This is a genomic window from Ruminococcus sp. MSJ-25 (assembly GCF_018917825.1).
GTDB classification, from domain to species: Bacteria; Bacillota; Clostridia; order Oscillospirales; family Ruminococcaceae; genus Hominimerdicola; species Hominimerdicola aceti.
Genome location: NZ_JAHLPI010000014.1, coordinates 146,339 through 164,669, shown reverse-complemented (window position 1 = coordinate 164,669; position 18,331 = coordinate 146,339). Strand labels below are relative to the sequence as shown.

At 40.9% G+C, this 18,331-nt stretch carries 20 protein-coding genes; 3 read left to right on the top strand and 17 right to left on the bottom strand.

Annotated elements, in window-relative coordinates:
• Positions 1–5: 5 nt before the first annotated feature.
• Positions 6–1,193: a PIN domain-containing protein gene (locus KQH97_RS04915; protein WP_216553068.1), complete on the top strand. Its 1,188-nt coding sequence runs from the start codon at positions 6–8 to the stop codon at positions 1,191–1,193.
• A 13-nt stretch (positions 1,194–1,206) separates the two neighbouring features.
• Entirely contained in the window at positions 1,207–1,722 is a 516-nt protein-coding gene (gene yfcE / locus KQH97_RS04910) for a phosphodiesterase (protein WP_216553065.1), read from the top strand.
• A 33-nt stretch (positions 1,723–1,755) separates the two neighbouring features.
• Here the strand turns inward: yfcE and KQH97_RS04905 are convergent, their stop codons facing one another.
• The 12 genes from KQH97_RS04905 to KQH97_RS04850 all read right to left on the bottom strand — a co-directional run bounded on the left by KQH97_RS04905 (position 1,756) and on the right by KQH97_RS04850 (position 14,847).
• Positions 1,756–2,883 (bottom strand): DUF4317 domain-containing protein, encoded by a 1,128-nt coding sequence (locus KQH97_RS04905; RefSeq protein WP_216553063.1) that lies wholly within the window; start codon positions 2,881–2,883, stop codon positions 1,756–1,758.
• A gap of 108 nt (positions 2,884–2,991) precedes the next feature.
• On the bottom strand, positions 2,992–4,389 hold the full coding sequence (locus KQH97_RS04900; protein ID WP_022288411.1) for an oxaloacetate decarboxylase subunit alpha: 1,398 nt from the start codon (positions 4,387–4,389) through the stop codon (positions 2,992–2,994).
• A gap of 37 nt (positions 4,390–4,426) precedes the next feature.
• Positions 4,427–4,789 carry a biotin/lipoyl-containing protein gene (locus tag KQH97_RS04895; RefSeq protein ID WP_117856405.1) on the bottom strand — a complete coding sequence of 121 codons (363 nt, stop codon included), beginning with the start codon at positions 4,787–4,789 and terminating at the stop codon, positions 4,427–4,429.
• Positions 4,790–4,827: 38 nt separating this feature from the next.
• Complete coding sequence (locus KQH97_RS04890) at positions 4,828–6,210, bottom strand: carboxyl transferase domain-containing protein (protein ID WP_216553060.1); 1,383 nt, start codon at positions 6,208–6,210, stop codon at positions 4,828–4,830.
• Between the two features lie 233 nt (positions 6,211–6,443).
• The gene (locus KQH97_RS04885) at positions 6,444–7,175 is read right to left on the bottom strand and encodes a pseudouridine synthase (RefSeq protein WP_022288408.1); all 732 of its coding nucleotides are present in this window, start codon (positions 7,173–7,175) and stop codon (positions 6,444–6,446) included.
• A 37-nt stretch (positions 7,176–7,212) separates the two neighbouring features.
• Positions 7,213–8,298 carry a D-alanyl-D-alanine carboxypeptidase family protein gene (locus KQH97_RS04880; protein WP_253286369.1) on the bottom strand — a complete coding sequence of 362 codons (1,086 nt, stop codon included), beginning with the start codon at positions 8,296–8,298 and terminating at the stop codon, positions 7,213–7,215.
• Between the two features lie 123 nt (positions 8,299–8,421).
• A complete protein-coding gene (gene ytfJ, locus KQH97_RS04875) occupies positions 8,422–8,817 on the bottom strand; it encodes a GerW family sporulation protein (protein WP_022288406.1) in 396 nt (131 codons plus the stop codon).
• Between the two features lie 20 nt (positions 8,818–8,837).
• Positions 8,838–9,842, bottom strand: a complete 1,005-nt coding sequence (locus KQH97_RS04870; RefSeq protein ID WP_216553056.1) for a hypothetical protein — start codon at positions 9,840–9,842, stop codon at positions 8,838–8,840.
• Between the two features lie 19 nt (positions 9,843–9,861).
• On the bottom strand, positions 9,862–10,425 hold the full coding sequence (scpB, locus tag KQH97_RS04865) for an SMC-Scp complex subunit ScpB (protein WP_046440628.1): 564 nt from the start codon (positions 10,423–10,425) through the stop codon (positions 9,862–9,864).
• A gap of 20 nt (positions 10,426–10,445) precedes the next feature.
• Positions 10,446–11,648, bottom strand: a complete 1,203-nt coding sequence (locus KQH97_RS04860; RefSeq protein ID WP_216553052.1) for a ScpA family protein — start codon at positions 11,646–11,648, stop codon at positions 10,446–10,448.
• A gap of 26 nt (positions 11,649–11,674) precedes the next feature.
• Positions 11,675–12,340, bottom strand: coding sequence for a site-2 protease family protein (locus KQH97_RS04855; RefSeq protein ID WP_038671741.1), 666 nt, complete (start codon positions 12,338–12,340; stop codon positions 11,675–11,677).
• A 185-nt stretch (positions 12,341–12,525) separates the two neighbouring features.
• The gene (locus KQH97_RS04850; RefSeq protein ID WP_216553049.1) at positions 12,526–14,847 is read right to left on the bottom strand and encodes an LTA synthase family protein; all 2,322 of its coding nucleotides are present in this window, start codon (positions 14,845–14,847) and stop codon (positions 12,526–12,528) included.
• Positions 14,848–15,274: 427 nt separating this feature from the next.
• Here KQH97_RS04850 and KQH97_RS04845 point away from each other — a divergent pair, with 427 nt between their 5' ends.
• Positions 15,275–16,060, top strand: a complete 786-nt coding sequence (locus tag KQH97_RS04845) for an HAD family hydrolase (RefSeq protein WP_216553046.1) — start codon at positions 15,275–15,277, stop codon at positions 16,058–16,060.
• A gap of 47 nt (positions 16,061–16,107) precedes the next feature.
• Here KQH97_RS04845 and nspC read toward each other — a convergent pair whose 3' ends face one another.
• The 5 genes from nspC to KQH97_RS04820 are packed head-to-tail and all read right to left on the bottom strand — an operon-like array spanning position 16,108 to position 18,323.
• Positions 16,108–17,238, bottom strand: a complete 1,131-nt coding sequence (gene nspC, locus KQH97_RS04840) for a carboxynorspermidine decarboxylase (RefSeq protein WP_216553043.1) — start codon at positions 17,236–17,238, stop codon at positions 16,108–16,110.
• Positions 17,239–17,254: 16 nt separating this feature from the next.
• A complete protein-coding gene (locus KQH97_RS04835) occupies positions 17,255–17,539 on the bottom strand; it encodes a hypothetical protein (protein WP_118054001.1) in 285 nt (94 codons plus the stop codon).
• Complete coding sequence (locus KQH97_RS04830) at positions 17,540–17,860, bottom strand: YbjQ family protein (RefSeq protein WP_022288396.1); 321 nt, start codon at positions 17,858–17,860, stop codon at positions 17,540–17,542.
• Positions 17,841–18,071, bottom strand: coding sequence for a hypothetical protein (locus KQH97_RS04825; RefSeq protein WP_022288395.1), 231 nt, complete (start codon positions 18,069–18,071; stop codon positions 17,841–17,843). Before KQH97_RS04825 ends, KQH97_RS04830 begins: the two co-directional genes overlap by 20 nt.
• A 12-nt stretch (positions 18,072–18,083) precedes the next feature.
• Positions 18,084–18,323 carry a hypothetical protein gene (locus tag KQH97_RS04820; RefSeq protein WP_022288394.1) on the bottom strand — a complete coding sequence of 80 codons (240 nt, stop codon included), beginning with the start codon at positions 18,321–18,323 and terminating at the stop codon, positions 18,084–18,086.
• Between the last annotated feature and the right edge of the window lie 8 nt (positions 18,324–18,331).

The window sequence follows — 18,331 nt, the reverse complement described above, 5'->3', positions numbered from 1 at the left end:
TCAACATGAAAATTTATTTGGTAGACTTTGAAAATGTCAAATCCAAAGGACTTCAAGGCATAGACAATTTAACTGAAACTGATACCGTCATAATTTTTTACAGTGAAAATTCCGACACCATTAACTTCGAAATGCACCAGAAAGTTCTTACATCAAAGGCTGATATTGAATACTTCAAGGTAAACGTTGGTGGCAAAAATGCCCTGGATTTTCAGCTTTCAACACTTCTGGGTTATCTGGTAGCCAAGGATACTTATACGAATATTTTTGTTATCAGCAATGACAGAGGTTTTGACTTTCTTCATGATTTCTGGCACGGTAAGTATGTTGACAGCCCAAATGCAATGGTCTACAGAACCAGGACAATACAAACCGCTATTAATTTCGCTAATCATAAGGTTAATCCGACCGAAAACAATGAAGATGAGGAATCGACTAAACATATAGTCGAAAAAGAAGAGGAAATACAAGAAACAGAAGAAATTCAGACAGAGTCAGAGATAACTCTTGACGAAGCTGATGAGCCAAACCCTGAGCCTGCGGCTATAGATTATTCTGTTACACTAAACGAAAATATGAATGGTAATACAGAAGAAGTCGAAGAAGGACCAGAAGCCTGTGCACCTGATATTGTCGAAGCAGAAAGTGATCCTGTTGTTGAAACTATCGTCAAAGTGAAAAAGAATAGAAAAAAGTGTACCGCACAAAAAAACAACGATCTCCAAAGCATACTTGCAAACATTTGCAGCGAAGAGCAAATAGAAGAGATCAGCAAGCTTATAGCAGAGTCTAACACAAAAGAGGAGCTTCACAACTCTCTTGCAAAGGTATATAAAAAGCAGGCTACAGATTTTTACAAGCTTCTCAGACCAAGATATCTGCGACTTAAAGGACTACAGGAATCCGAAAATACATGCACCGCTGATGAAGATAAACCGATGACGGCTCAGAAAACTGAAAAGGTTGTTTACCATGATGTACTATCCGTAAAACTTGATGAGCTACTCGACGGCAAATGCAACAAAGACGAACTGGCGCTTATAAGAGAAGCAGTCATTGACGCCACAACAAAACAGCAGCTTTATATCAGAATGGTAAAAGAGTTCAAAAAGGAAAAAGGCTGCGATATATATAACAAAATAAAGCCAGAGTATGTGTCTTTGCACAAGCTTGCATCTGAGATCATAAAATAAAGGAGTGTAAAATATGAAACTTATGATAGCGTCAGACATTCATGGTTCGGCTTACTGGTGCAAAAAAATGCTTGAAGCCTTTGAGCAAAACGGCGCGGAAAAACTAATTCTTTTGGGTGATATCCTCTATCACGGACCAAGAAACGACCTTCCAAAGGAATATGCACCAAAGCAGGTGATAGCCATGCTCAATCCGCTAAAAGACAAGCTTCTGTGCGTGCGTGGTAATTGTGATACAGAAGTCGATCAAATGGTGCTTGACTTCCCTGTTATGGCGGAATATGCTTATATATGCTGTGACGGACTGAGGATATTCGCCACACATGGTCACAAATTCAACTGCGACAATCTGCCACCGCTGTCTAAGGGCGACATTCTTCTTCACGGTCATACTCATGTGCCGGTAATAAAAGATCAGGGCGATTACACCTATATAAACCCCGGTTCTGTTTCCATACCGAAAGAAAATTCAGCACACAGCTATCTGATACTGGAAAACGGCAAGTTCTCGTTTGGCGAGCTTATATAAAGAAAAGGCAGCGTTGAGCTGCCTTTTTTGTGCCTATTTTATTGTAGTTTCAAGCCCGTTGACCTCTATCTCAGGGTCATCAAGATTGATTATAAGGCATTTTCTGCCATCGACTATCTGAGTTTTTACCTTGTCAACAGCGTCCTTGCCGATATTTACGGTTATGCTTGGAGCAGAAACTACGGTCCTTTTCTCCACAAGGTTTACCGCTGTGAGTGGCTTCCCGCCAGCCGCAGCGTCAAAAACTTTAGGAAGATTATCAAGCTTATCCTGACTAACTCCAGCTTCCCACAGAATGGACGAAAGTTTATGTTCGTCAATTGTCGGTATCTCAGTTTCATGAGCATTTTGGTCAACAAATGTGGAAATCTTGTCATTCACAGTAGTGATAAGATCATAGTCAAGCTCATCACCCACAACGCTTGTGAGGATATCCTTGAAAGTTTCCTTTTCGTTCTGACAGGTCATTGAGAACTCACAGCCCAAAAGCTCTTCCACAACGGAAGTGTTCGGCTTTTTTGCATTTTTCGTGTAGTAAAGCACTCCGTTGATATCAGGCGCACGATCATTGAAAAGAGGAAACAAAAAGCCATCGCTTGGAAGCTCAACAATTCTGTCGCATGACTCTTTCTTAGCGATAGAGTTGTCCTGTTCATCATACACAAGCCCGTCAATACGCAGATTTACAGGGCAAAGAGCTGTCACTATGAAATTGTAATCTGTGTCAGCTTCGTCCTCAAACTCGTCCATTTTGTTCTTTTTCAGCACGGAATATGTACAGTGTGCCGCAAAAATGGTATATGTAGACACATACTCAACCTTTTCAACTATGGCGTTCAGGAAGTTGTCCACCTTTCCCTCATCAAGCAGCTTGCTTTGCAGTGTTTCATACATGAAAGGCTGTGCCCCACCCTCAAGATATGCGTCCTTTGGAAACGAATATTCCAGCAGATTTTTGCCGATAGAGCCGCTGAGCACCTTTTTCAGGTTTATCATTATCAGCTCCGCCTCGTCTTGCGGAATGGTGTTGTAAAGCTGATTGGTCTTGCACTTTATGTTCTTTTCAGCGTCCACAAATGCCGTAACAACGTGGTTTACTGTGAAAAGTCCACAGTCATCGCTGAAATTCTTCTTAATTTCATTTATTTCCTTTTTGTTCATCTTGGCGTCCTCCCGAAAAAATGTATATTAATTATAGCACAAATGTACAGATTTTTCAAGAGCCACAGACAAAAAAATCCCACAGCCGAAACTGTGGGATAATTGTTATTAAACTGGGTGAACCTTATTTTCAGCGTCTGAGTGCTTACCGTCAACGCCGTACTTTCTATCACGTCTGTCCTTGAAGAACTTAGGTGCAACCTTAGGGAACATTGCATATGTGAGGATATCTTCCTCCTGCTCTGTCCACTCAGCAGCCTCCTTCTTCATTGTTTCAAACTCTGGCTGGAGAAGGTCAGCAGGACGGCAAGTGATAGGCTCTTCGTCGCCAAGAATCTTCTTCTGGAACTCAGGGTCGATAGCAACCGGTGTCTTACCATACTCGCCCTTAACAAGTCCCTTGAACTCCTTAGTAACTGTCTTGTATCTCTCGCCCATGATTACGTTGAACACAGCCTGTGTACCAACGATCTGTGATGTAGGTGTAACCAGAGGTGGGTAACCTGCGTCCTTACGAACCTTTGGAACTTCCTTGAGAACGTCGTCAAGCTGATCTGCCTTGCCAGCCTGCTTCAACTGTGAAAGGAGGTTTGAAAGCATTCCGCCAGGAACCTGATAAAGAAGTGCGTTTGTATTTGTAGCGAGCATTGATGGGTCAAGCAGACCGTTGTCGATGTACTTCTTTCTGAGTTTCATGAAGTAATCTCTTATCACGTTAAGCTTAACAAGGTCAAGACCTGTGTCATACTCAGTGCCCTTGAATGTAGCAACTATAGACTCAGTTGGTGCATGAGATGTACCAAGAGCAAGTGGTGACATTGCAGTATCAACGCCGTCAACACCAGCCTCAACAGCCTTAAGGATACACATGGAAGCAAGACCTGATGTGTAGTGAGTATGCAACTGGATCGGGATCTTAACTGCTGACTTGAGATCCTTAACAAGTGTTTCAGCCTCATATGGAGTCAGAAGAGCCGCCATATCCTTAATACAGATAGAATCTGCACCTGCATTCTCGATCTGCTTTGCATAGTTCATGTAATACTCATGAGTAAATACCTCGCCAAGTGTGTACGAGATAGCAACCTGAGCGTGACCATTTTCCTTCTTAGCAGCCTTGATAGCTGTTTCAAGGTTTCTGATATCGTTCAGTGCGTCAAAAATTCTGATGATATCAATACCATTTGCAATAGACTTCTGTACAAAATACTCAACAAGGTCATCAGCATAGTGACGGTAGCCAAGCATATTCTGACCTCTGAAAAGCATCTGGAGCTTTGTGTTAGGCATTTCTTTTCTAAGTATACGAAGTCTTTCCCATGGATCTTCATTTAAGAATCTGATACATGAGTCAAATGTAGCACCGCCCCAACACTCAGCAGAATAAAAACCGATCTTGTCGATTTCAGGGAGTATCTCACGCATATCGTCCATTGACATTCTTGTAGCGAGAAGTGACTGATGAGCGTCACGGAGGACAGTTTCAGTTATTTTAAGCTTTGCCATTTTCAATCGATCCTTTCGTTATTTTTCAGGAATGTTATTAGCCGATAACAGCAAGAACTGCACCAGTCTCAACAGCAGAGCCTTTAGTTGTATTGATGCTAAGCACCTTACCATCGCAAGGGGCGTTTACGTCATTTTCCATCTTCATAGCCTCGAGTACGCAGATAGCCTGACCAGACTTAACAGTGTCGCCCACAGCTACCTTGATGTCAAGGATAGTACCAGGCATTGGAGCTGTTACCTTTGTGCCATCTGCAACAGGTGCTGCGGCTGGAGCTGGAGCAGCAGGAGCGGCTGCAACAGGGGCAGCGGCTACAGGAGCAGCAGCGGTGCTTCCGCCAACTTCTTCAACTGCAACGTCATAAGCTTTTCCGTTTACTGTAATATTATATCTTTTCATCTTAAAAAACCACCAATCTTTTTAATTTGATATGTTTATCACAACTGAATATTGCTGTGTTTCTTAGGCAGTCTGGAAATTCTCTTTCCAGCCATTACCTCGATAGAATCCATAAGTGTCTGTCTGATCTCGTTCTTAGCGATTATGCCGTCAACGCAGCCATTCTTTGCAGCAACAGCAGCAGAGGCATTCTCCTTAGCGAACTTATCAGCAAGAGTGTTTCTTGCAGCAGTAAGATCAGAGGCACCCTTAAGCTCGTCATGCTGAAGGAATTCAACAGCAGTAACAGGAGCAAGTGCAGAGATAACAGCGGTATCAAGAGCAAATGACAGATCAGCATTTGAACCCTTACCGGCAAGTGCAATAAATGCAGGACCATAAGCCTTACCAGTAACAACAGCAAGTTTAATAGTAGTAGCCTCAGCGTAAGCGTGGCAAAGCTTTGCCATATCCTTAACAGCGCCGTAAGCCTCAGTATCATCATCGGCCTTAAAGCCCTCAGTATCAACAAAAGTTACAACAGGGATAGCATAAGCGTCACAAGTTCTTACAAATCTTGCGATCTTTGAGCAATCAGCAGATGTAAGCTTGTCGCCTGTCTTGTTAGTAGCAACAACGCCGACTGTAGCACCGCCAAGTGTTGCAAGTGCTGTATAAGAAGCCTTGCCATACTCAGCATTAAGCTCAGTTACACTGTCGCCATCGCAAACAGCCTTTGCAATGCCATCAGCGTCATCACCAACAGCCTCAGTTGGATCAGCAAATTCATACATTGGTACTGGTGAAAGGTTGTTCTGTGGAAGTTTTGTAAGTATATTTTTAGCAGCCTCAACAGCAGCCTTATCGTCCTCACAAACAACAGCAGCAGTGCCGTTTTCAGCAGCATTTTCAGCAGAGTTCTTTATGTTTGCATTTGGTGCAACATAAAGCTCAGCGTCCTTTGCGATAACAGTGAAATCAGCAGACTCAGCGAGCATTGCTGCACAGCCTGCACAAGTGCCAGCGACAACAGCTATCTGAGGAACAACACCTGAAAGGTTAGAAGTCCACATAAGCAGTTCACCATAAGCATTGAGAGCCTTTGAACCGTCGCTTACGTCAGCACCATAAGAATCGAATATTCCGACAACAGGAACTCCTGTCTTAGCAGCAAGGTCATAAACCTTTGCTATCTTCTTTGCCTGTGCCTCTGTCAAAGCACCGTCCTTAACAGTCACGTCCTGAGAAAAAGCATATACAGGATTACCCTCAACATAGCCAAAAGCAGTAATAACTCCGGCAAGGGAGTCACCCGCAGCAGCATAAGCGTCAAGCTCTGTAAATTTTCCTTCGTCAAACAAATATGTCAGCCTGTTTCTTGCAGCAGTAGGAGTCTGTGACGCAGCTTTAAGCTCTGCAAGAGTAGAAATTGAATCAGACATACAGTTTCCTCCATTCAAATAATTTTTGTGATAAAATAACGCAAAACTACTGGATTTTATCATATTTATACACTTAATATTATACTATTTTTTCGCCAAATTTACAAGAGTAAATTGACCTATTTCCGCATATTTTACGTTTAGTAGCATAATCAATATCGATACACGCATATTATTAAGCATTTTGCACAATAGCAAAGGGCCTCCTGACAAAAAGAGACCCTCGATAAGCGTTATTTTTTGGTGATAGCATTTCTTAAAGCCCTTAGCTCGTCAGGTTTAAGCTCTCTATACTCACCTGGTTTTAGCATACCAAGTTTAATCGGACCGATGGCAGTGCGCTTTAGTCTTGCAACTTCAAGTCCCACAGCTTCGCACATTTTTCTTATCTGACGGTTCCTGCCCTCATGGATAGTCATTTGAAGCACAACCCTGCCAGGCTGTTTGTCGAGCACGACAACTGAACACTCCTGCGTCATTTTGCCGTCTATTTCAACTCCTGAAGCAAGCTTTATGAGCTGTTCATCATTTATGTCAGGTCTTACTGTAACACGATAAGTCTTAGCGATATGCCTTGAAGGGTGCATGATATCATTGGCAAAATTTCCGTCATTTGTGAAAAGTAACAGACCCTCTGAGTTTTTGTCAAGTCTGCCAATAGGGTAAACTCTTTCAGGCACTTTTGTTAGAAGCTCGGTTACGCACTTTCTATCAAGCTCATCACTCATTGTGGTAACATATCCTCTTGGCTTGTGGAGCATGATATAATAAAGCTGTCTTTTCTTGGCAACATATATTTTTTCCCCGTCAAGGGTGATTATATCCTTGCCTGCCAAAGCCTTGTCGCCAAGCTTGCAAGGTCTGCCATTGACCTTTACCCTTCCCTCTGAGATATACTCCTCTGCCTTTCTTCTTGAACAAACACCACTGTCAGACATTATTTTCTGTATACGAATCTTTTCCATATTTTCTCCTTATTTATGTACGGCTCACATTGAGCCGTTATGCAAACAATTTTTTCAGCTTATCTAGATAATAGTGGAATATATCTGGCTTTTCAGGCTCTGCAAGCATCACATCTTCCACCGCCGTGATATCAGTTCGGGCTATTTCCACATCATTGTAGTAAAACAATGCCAGCCCTATTTTATCTCCACTTTTCACAGGCGCATAAACAAACCTTGGCAGATATATCTTTGTCTTGACTTTGTAAGCCCTGCCGTTCAAAAGCACAGCACTTGCATGCCCTACCTTACATTTCACACTGTCGCTCACTCCGCCAACAACTGCAACATCAAAACTACTTTTATCCAGTGGAAGCTTCTGTTTAGATACAAAATCAAAGCAATAATCATAGAGCTTTGAGTGATCATTCCAATCATCAGGAGCATTCAAGGTAACGCATATAAGCTCTTTATTCTTTCTGTCACAGGCTGAAACAAGACATCTCCTCGCCTTGTCCGTAAACCCCGTTTTTACGCCCACAATACCCTCACAGTTTTTTAAAAGCTTGTTTGAGTTAATTAGCCAGCGGTCATACGGTGGGTTTCCATAGCACAACTCAACCTTTTCAAGGTGGCATATAGCCCTGAAATCTTCATTTTTCATTGCTTCCGCTGCAAGCTTTGCCATATCCGCTGCAGTGGAATAATGCTCATCTGTATCATCATCAAGCCCTGACGGCGTTACAAAATGAGTATCATTAAGCCCCAATTGTTCAGCCTTTTTGTTCATAAGCTGAACGAACTTGCCGATACTTCCTGCCACTCTTACCGCAGCAGCATTTGCAGCGTCATTTCCGCTTGGAAGAAGCATGCCACAGCATAGATCGCGCAGAGTGACTTTGTCACCAACTTGAAGACCCATGGACGAGCCTTCGACCTTTATAGCTTCGCTGTCTACCACGAACTGCTTGTCAAGATCTTCACCACTTTCAAGCACAAGAAGCACAGACATTATTTTGGTAGTGCTTGCCATCGGACGCCTTTCATAGGCGTTTTTCTCGAACAGCACATCTCCTGTTTCACCGTCTATAACTATAGCACTCTTCGCGGATATCTCACTGAGATCGTCAGCACTGACATTCATACAGCAAAAGCACATCATCATGACCGTACAAATAAATACCGTCACGCATTTCAAACAAACCACACCCTTAAAATCAATTTCAAGGATTAGTTTGCTCACTTGTGCTTTTAAAATTCAGTAAAATTATTCCTCGTCTTCGTCCTCGTCGTCAGACTTTTTGCCAAGAAAATCTGTTATCTTATCTATTACCTCAGGTACCATATTTATGATAGCGTTTTCCTTTGTCGCATTCATTGAAAGCTGTAAAAGCTTTGCTTCGCCCTTGTAAACAGCGATAAAAGCGATAGGCTGGATAGTTACTCCTCCGCCTGAGCCACCGCCAAACGTTTCCTTTGTGCTTTTTGTTGGCAAGTCGGAGCCACCCGACGCAAAGCCAACTGATATCTTTGAAACTGGGATTATAGTAGTACCATCTGCGGTAACGATAGGCTTGCCCACAACAGTTTCGCAGTCTGCCATTTCACGGACCTTGTCCATTGCAGTTTTAACAAGACCCTCGATCTTTGTACTTTCGCTCATTTTTCTCAACCTTTCGTATTTCAATTTGTTGCTTTAACTTCATTCTTCTTAGCCGCAAACTCTTTACTGCGACGCTTGGCAGCACGCTTTTTCTTACGTCTGCCTGAAAGATATATTTTTAGAAAATTAACGCCCGTGCAAAACCCTATTGCTATCAAAGTGCTTGGTCTTACCCTGACTAAGGTATGAACGTCATATCCGAACTTTTTTTCATCAAAAATGCAGTTCACATCAGCTTTTTTAAGCTTTACTGTAAAAACACCCGCAAGTATTGCAATGGTATTGAAAAGCCCTGCCTGCACCTTGCCGTATAGCATAGCCGCTTCGTAAGCGTCCTCTTTTCCAACGTCAAGAACTATCCTTGTGTCTGTAAAGCGTATAGCTTTCAGAAGCTTTTTAAAATATTTCCAGCCCATTGGAATGTAAGGCTTCACCTTTTTATACTGCGCTTTCAGCTCATAGAACTTGCTTTTTTTCTTTTCTTTAGACTTAGAAACCGACTTCTTTTCACCCTTATCCTTTTTATGAAAAAGCTTTCCGGCAAAGCCCTTTTTCTCCTGCTTCACAGTTATTTTCTCGGGTTTGTCCTCTGCACCAGTTTCAACATTGGTATCAGTATCAATATCAGCGATATCTTCCTGCTTATCCTCTACCTCAGCCACGCTGACATTTTCATCTGCTTCATTCTTTTCTATTTTTTCAGGCTTAACTTCAACAATTTGCTCGGACACTTCTCCTGTTTTATCAGGCGTATCATCAGTCTGTGGGACAGGTAAGCTTTCTTCAATATTGTCCTCAAACTCCTCAAAATCATCAAAACTATCCTCAGGCAGTTCAGCTTTTTTTGATCTTTTCTGTTTTTTCTTTTTAAGCTTTCGTGGGTAAATGTCAAAAAACATATACCGTACTCTAAGATCAAAGCCTTTTTTATTCAGATCTATCTGTGCCGTAATGGAAAAATGAAGCAGGATAACAATAACCGCTATAATACCAAGCAGTATCCATAAAACAATTATCGTTATCATCTCCCCTCACGGTCATACTTTATTCTTCCGTATCATTCTCTTTTGTTATCTCGTCAATGGTTATCTGCTCCTGCTTATCAGGGATAGGCGGCAGATCGTCTAGGCTTGACAGCCTGAAACAACGGAGAAAATTGTCCGTCGTCTTGTATGCAATAGGTCTGCCAGGCAGGTCAAGTCTGCCAGCCTCAGCAAGCAAGCCCTTGTCCACCAGTGAATTAACAACACCTGACGAATCAACTCCCCTGACGTGCTCCACAAAGCCTTTTGTTACAGGCTGATTGTATGCGACTATTGTCAGAGCCTCCATTGCCGCAGGGCTAAGAACAGAGTTTTTCTTTATCTCCAAAGCCGCCTTTATGAATGTCGCAAGCTCTTCTTTTGTGGCAAGCTGATATGACCCATTAAGGCTCAGAAGCGTAATTCCGCTTTCAGCCTTGCTGTATTTATCCGCCAAAGAGCCAAGAGCTTCCTCAAGCTGATCTTTGACGATACCAACTGCCTCGCATAACTTCTCGCTTTCCACAGGCTCTCCGCTTGCAAAAAGCACAGCCTCGACGGCTGCCTGTATATTTGAATGTTCCATAGATTATCCCTTTTCTTATTTTATCCGTAGCACCAGTAATTATTGCCTCCGTCATCGCCAACAGGTGAATATCCCCAATAATATCTTCTTTTTGCCCAGTAATTAGGCTTGAACACTGTGTCAGGGGTGATATCCGCAAGCTGTTCCAAGAGCTTAATTTCCTCCATAGCGGCTTCATCAGGCTGTTCAGGCTCAGACTTTGCCATAACAGGCTCGGTATATACATCAACACTGTCTATCTTTTCAGATATCTGCTCCATTTCTGCCATGACCTCCTCAGCTGACTTCACAGGAGCATACGCCGCAATAACTTCACCTGATATGCGCTCGGATTTTGCAGATATATACCGCTTTGACTGAGAAGCTTCTTCACGCTCTGCGTCAACATCAGCAACTTCTTCTATCTCATCTGCAGGCTCATCGTCAAGTATATTTTCTATAGGCTCAGGCTCGGGGACAGCTTCTGTCGTTTCGCTTTCGATAACAACAGGCTTATCGAAGTCGGACTCGACTTTTTTGTTCTTTGAAGCCTTGTTGAAAAAAATCTTTGAGTTATCGTCATTGAGAAATATCCTGCCAGACTTTGTAAGCTCCAATATAGCAAGAAAAGTAGCGACTTTCTCGCTTTTCTCTGTCATGCCGTCATAAAGGTCGCCCATATCGCATTCACCATGCTTATAAAGTCTTTTAAGGACATGGATTATCTTCGATGTGACCGATACTATCTTATGTGAAACTATCGGCTCGAACATCTTCGCTTTCAGCGGAACGCTCTCACGGGCTTTCTTTGATATGCCCATATAAGCGTCGTAAAGGCACTGAGGGTCATGCTCACGGGTATAGGTCTTGTTTATAGGAAGCTTTATCGCCGTCCTTATAAAAACAAGGTCACCAACGTAAACTTCACGGAGAGTCTGTGCCGCCTGTTTGCACAGAGAATACTCGATGATCCTGCCTTCAAGCTCTTTTTTAAGCTCTTTTGACTCCTCGTCATGAGGCAACAGCGAACAGGTCTTTATGTATATAAGGCGTGCCGCCATTTCAAGAAAATCAGCGGCATCCTCATAATCCTCGTGGTCAAGATCATTGATATAGTCCATATACTGTTCAAGGAGCAAAGATATCTCAATATCGTAAATATTCAGTTTGTGCTTGCTGATAAGGTGAAGAAGCAAGTCAAGCGGTCCTTCAAACATATCCAGCTTGAACTGAGCAGCACTCATTTACGTTTTTCCTTTCATGAACAGTTTTATTTCAAAAATATCGCTTTTAGTATAGGGTCAACCCAGAACGTAAGCTTATCCATTATCCAGAACATACCATTTTGTAACCAACCTATAGGCGTATCAAGAACGCCTGTTACAACAAGTATCATAAATGCAATAGCGATATAGTTCTGATACTGTGCCATAAAGCGATCTACCTTACTGCTTGTAAAGTAAGAAAGTATCTTCTGACCGTCAAGCGGCGGGATAGGTATAAGGTTGAACACTGCAAGTCCCACATTTATAGCTGTAAAGTAATATAATATAAGCGACACATAGTAAAGAGCTATAGAATAATGCACTATATAAAGCACATAGAAAAGCTTATAAAGAACTATTCCGATAAGTCCCATTATGATATTTGAGATAGGACCTGCGGCTGCCGTGAGTGCCATGCCCTTCCTGTAATTCTTAAACCTGATAGGGTTTACCTGAACAGGTTTACCCCAACCAAAACCTATGAAGAATATGCACAATGCACCAATAGGGTCAAGATGTGCAAGAGGGTTAAGGGAAAGTCTACCCTGATAACGTGGAGTATCATCCCCAAGCTTTGTTGCCGCCCATGCGTGAGCGTACTCATGGATAGGTATACACATGAAAATTACGATGAGCTTTGCACCGTAATCAAGAATTTTCTGCGGATCCATATTTTCATGACCTCCTGTCATTTCAAAACAAAATTACACAAATCACAAGTGTAATTATACACTATTTTCAATGAAATTTCAAGGCATTTTGTCTTTATTTTTAATCGAAAACGATAAATATATGCGATTTTACGGAAATTTCAAAAAAAATCTCAAAAAGCCCTTGCAATTTCTTTTCAGTTATGCTATAATATTAAATATTGTGAATAATAGTATTGCATTTTTAAGGGTAAAGGAGGTGCAGCGTGTCTTCCAAATGTTCTCTTATTCTCAGGCGGTGCAAAAACAGAATTAGCACCTGACGATGAATTGTCACCGTTCATATTGTTGTCGCTGAAACCGTGGTCGGTCTTATATATCATATCATAGTAGATTATAGCATTGGAGATGTTAATTCGCTCCTCGGCATAATTTGAATAATTACTGATATAATCCTCGTCCACAACACCATCGTTTATTCGTGCATTACAAGAATCCTGACAGTACGTTTCATTCACAGTGGTCTTGAACAGACCCTGATCGTTGTCCATATACACTGGGTTAGGATCATCTTTATATACTTGATTGCATGACACCGACGTTGCCACATTTTTGTAATCCGTAAGATCAAAATATGTGTTTTTCTGGCTATCATAGTAAACAGTATCTGTTACAAAATTGCCGTTTGGGAAGATAACAACATTTTCCTCGTTATCAGCAACAGAAAAGATATCATGACCAAGTGCATAGACATTTGAGAAGCCAAACATATTTCCAAGTGTTGGCTGAACGTCATACATACCCATTATCTGCTTGACCTCTGTAGGCTCATATCCGCCGTCCTTTGACCAGATTATAAAAGGCACTTTTCTGTTAAGATTGTAGTAGAAATCGTCAACAGGAACATAGCCCTCGTCATCTTCTGTAAGCACAGAATCGGTGAAAGGATTATAGTTGAAATATCGGTCATACTCCTCTGCCTTTATCTTTGCGTCATGGTCACCATAAATAACAACTACAGTGTTATCAAGAAGTCCTGCATTGTCAAGTTCTGTCATGAACTGACCGATAGCCTGATCTGCATAGTGAACAGACTTAAAATAAGATCCAAGCTTTGTGCCCTCAAGGAACGGTGCAGATTTTTCCTCATACATCCCGTCCTCTTCGTTGTACATCTTATACTTGAAATCTACCTCATAGTCGCTCACACGCTCAATGTCAGTAAACGGCGTATGGTTTGTGAGCATAAGGAACGCACCATACCACTTATCATGCTCCTTGTTTATCTTCTCGATTTTTGGCACTGCCTGTCTGAAGAACGATTTGTCTGACAGACCAAGACCAATAGTTTCATCAATGTTAAAATCTTTGTTATAGTTAAAGAAATCATCATAACCAAGGGAATGATGTAGATTAAGTCTGTTCCAGTAAGAGCCGTTGTTGCCGTGCATACTGAAAGTATAATAGCCCTTCTTCTTAAGCATTTTCTGGGTAGTTGTGTAATCTCTGTCCCAATAGTTGATAGCAACTGTACCACTTGAAGCTGGCATAAGTGAAGAAGCAAAGGTAAACTCGCTGTCTGAGCTTGTTCCCACGCTCTCTTGAGCGTAGAAATTTGAGAAATAAAGACCCTCTCTCGCAAGCTTGTTCATATTAGGTGTAAGCTCTTCTCCGTTTATATATGTATCCATACAGAATTGCTGAAAACTTTCAGCGTGGATAACTATAATGTTCTTATCCTTGAAAATATTTGTGTACTTGTTACTCTTTTCGGAAGTTTCCTCAGTTTTCGACTTATCGTCATAGAACTTATTGAAAACCTCTTCGCTTTCCTCATATCCGAACATCATGTTTATCTTCGCATGAGTGCAGGATATAACATCGCTGAACTGATATGTATACAGTCCGAAAGTTCCAAGGACATACTCTCTGTTCCACTGTTTTGCAAGTCTTGAATAATCAGTACCGGTAAGTGTTGAGCAGAAGATACCCGCAAGACCTATAGAAACGCAGAATGTTCCAAGTGCATATCTGCGGCGTTTTCTCTTTTCCTTTACCTGAGTGATATAATCTCTTGTTCTTCTTTTGATAAGTATATATACCACTATGATAGCAGGGATATCCCACAGGAAGATAAGATCCTTAGGCTCCATGATATTCTCAGTAACGGCGTCCATTACTCCGCCCAGCTGTGATGCCGTGGAAACAAGTGACACTGAGATGAATGATTTATAGTTTGTATAATAAATTGAGTTTGCCGTACAAAGTATAGAGAAAATTATTGTCAGTATCAAAAGATAGACAAACTGCTTTCTTGGCTTTTTGAACACATATGATATGAGAGCTAGCAGCAGTATTACCGCAAAGTCAGCCATAAGCGGTTTTATCTGGCTGTAATTAAACTTAACAGTAAATGCTCTAAGAAGAAATCCATTCAGAACAGATGCAAATACAAATGTTAGAAACAAGATGTTATCTTTCAGATATCCGCCTATTCCGCTGCGGATCTTTGCTATGACCTTATTCATTTATATCTCCTTTTCAATTTACTTTATTCAGTCGCAAAGAATATTGTATAATTTTTTCTGATAAAAGTCAAGCATATTAAAACCTTTTCAGTGAAATACACAAAACTTTCCTCAAACTAGCCAACTAATTTAAAGGCAATATTCCTTGAACAAAGTATATTTTACTCCCATTGAACCTTAATGTCAACAAATTAAGCTGAAATTTCAGCTATTTTTCACTTTTGTAATAATCGCGTAAAACAATTTACATTTTATGTATGTTCAAATAATTTAACTGTACAATAATCTCAATGTGCTTTTGTTTATATGGAATAAATATATTAAAATCGACAAAGTTTTTTGTCAAAAATCAAAAATAATTGAAAATAGTATAGAAATACATTATAATATGAATGTCTGAGCATAACAATGATCACGGAGGAAAACAATGATAAAACTTATTGCAACTGACATGGACGGCACTTTGCTTGACGATAACAAGCAGCTTCCCAAAAATTTTGACAACATAGTAAAACGGCTGTTTAATAAAAATATCAGATTTGTTATTTCAAGTGGCAGAAGCTACTGCACGCTAAAAAAACAGTTTTCAGAATATCTTGACGACATGACATTTATTTGCGACAATGGTGCATATGTTGTTGATAAAGGAAAACTTCTTTCGGTTTCAGTGTTGCCAAAGGATACCGTTAAAGAAGCTGTTAGATTTTGCGAGAAATTAGGACTTACAGTCCTTCTTTGCGGAAAAAATGGCACATGGCATAACTCAAAAAATGATAGTCAGCACCAAGAAATAGCTTCATACTATGTAAATCAAGTAAAGATGGAGGATCTCACCCTTGTTGACGATGATGTTTTCAAGATAGCCGTTTTTGAAGAAAGCGGCATTGAAAATGACGGCTACAGCAAGCTTGAAGAACGCTTCGGTGAAAATTTCAATGTGCAGCTTTCAGGTAAATACTGGACAGATATAATGAATAAGGGCGTAACAAAAGGCACTGCACTGCGAACCATAGAAAACCGCATTGGAGTACGATATGAAGAAACCATGGCTTTCGGTGATTATCTTAACGATGTTGATATGCTCAACAATTCTTACTACAGCTTTGCAATGTCAAATGCTCATGAGTCTATTAAAAAGGTAGCAAATTTCATGACAGGCTCAAACAATGACAACAGCGTTATGAAAGAAATCGAAAAACACTGCCTTACATAAATAAAACATAAACAAAGCGATCTGACCAAAAATCAGACCGCTTTTTCTTATAATCTCATTTTAAAATCATCATAGCCGAACTCTTTTATAAGCTCCAACTCGCCGTCAAGCTTTTGAAGATATATTGACGGCAAAGGCATTCCGTTGAAAGTGTTGTTTTTACACATGGAATATATAGCCATATCACAGAAAACAAGCCTGTCACCCTCTTTAAGAGGCTCGTCAAAGGAATAATCCCCGATTATATCACCTGCAAGACAGGTTGGACCGCCAAGACGATAGGTGTAAGCCTTTTCGTCTGCCTGCCCTGAACCGATGATATTCGGTCGGTAAGGCATTTCCAGAACGTCAGGCATATGACAGGCTGCTGATGCGTCAAGGATAGCAAGATCCATGCCGTTTTTTGCAGTGTCGATAACCTCTGAAACAAGATATCCTGCATTAAGTGCCACAGCTTCACCAGGCTCAAGATAAACCTGAATACCATATTTGTCATGTAGATAATTCACACACTCGATAAGAGTATCTAAATCATAGTCATCACGGGTTATGTGATGTCCACCACCAAGATTTATCCATTTCATATTGTAAAGATACTTGCCGAACTTCTCCTCAATATGTGGTATCGTTCTTTTTAGCACATCAGAGCCTTGCTCACACATAGTATGAAAATGCAGACCATCTATGCCGTCGATAAGACTGTCATCAAAATTATCTAAAGTTGTTCCGAGCCTTGAATTTTTGAAACATGGATTATAGATATCCGTTTCGATCTCCGAATACTCAGGATTGCACCTTATTCCGCAGGATATCTTCCTGTCGCTTTTTTCAACAATGCCCTTGAATTTGTGCCACTGTTTTGGTGAATTGAACACGATATGGTCGCATATCTGAACAAGCTCATTCATGTCCTTTTCTGTGTATGCAGGAGAATAAACATGAACTTCTCCGTCAAACTCCTCCCTACCTAGCTTAGCTTCATACAATCCGCTTGCGGTAGTGCCTTTCAAGTGCTGTGATATCATAGGATATGTGCTATACATGGAAAAAGCTTTCTGTGCCAAAAGTATTTTACAACCCGTTTTCTCCATGACATTATCCAAGATAGTCAGATTTTTTAGAAGCTTTGCTTCGTCAACAACATAACAAGGGGTTTTCACCTTAGAAATATCAAACATTCTTTTCCTCCACAGCTCATCTATATGAACCATCGTTGATAAAGTTTACTGTAATATTTTTGTTTTTCATTCTTGCGTCCATAAAAACACTAAGAACACTCTTGGCAAATTCAAGACTCTCCTCAGGAATATCGTCAAAGTCATGTATCATTATTTCCAATGGCTCTTCGACTTCACAGAGCTTCTCATAAAGCTTGTCGCCGTTAGCTATAGAATCCATATCATGAGCAAGCGCCTTGCTGACATATGGGTAAAACATATCAGCATTTACCATTTTAACATCGTCTATCATCAATATCATTTACTCGTCCCCCATAAATTTTACTGCTGTTCCGTATGCAATGACCTCAGCCGCGCCTGCCGCAATAGCAGATGAAGCATATCTTATATTAACTACTGCATCAGCACCCATTTGTTCAGCTTCAACCACCATTCTCTTCGTGGCAAGAGCTCTTGCATCATTCATCATCTCATTATAGGCTGTAAGTTCTCCGCCAACAAGATTTTTAAAGCTCTGCATGATATCCTTGCCCACATTTTTGGTCTGGATAGTTGAGCCTTTGACAAGCCCAAGCATTTCAAGCTTTTTGCCGGAAATATAATCAGTATTTACTAAGATCATCATCTTCGCCTTTCTTTATTTCTTTTATACGCTGAATAAGCACCGTTATCGCAACGCCTGACAGCAAGGCAGGAACTACCAGAGCAATTATCTTTGCAAGCATAGGAACACCATTCATATATGCAAAAATAACGCCAATAGCTATATAATAAATAGATATCAAAGCAACTATCACAACTGGTGCTATCATTTTTTTTGTTTTGGTTTTCACTTTTCGTCACCTTTAATCAAAAACCATTTTCTTTTTGCCGTTTTTGTTTCGTGGATACTCTCTTATCCTGATGATATTGGCTGTATTCACGATACTTTCGTTTCTGTCATCACCCTGAGTAACTCTCACCCAGCCATCGCCTATCTCTTCAAGTGTGCAGTCTATAACTGATGAAAGCGAGCCTCCCTGCGAAACTGTATAAACAAGCACCTCTTGTCCGAGGTATCTCGCAAAAGCTTCTTCGATCTTCATTTTTTGTT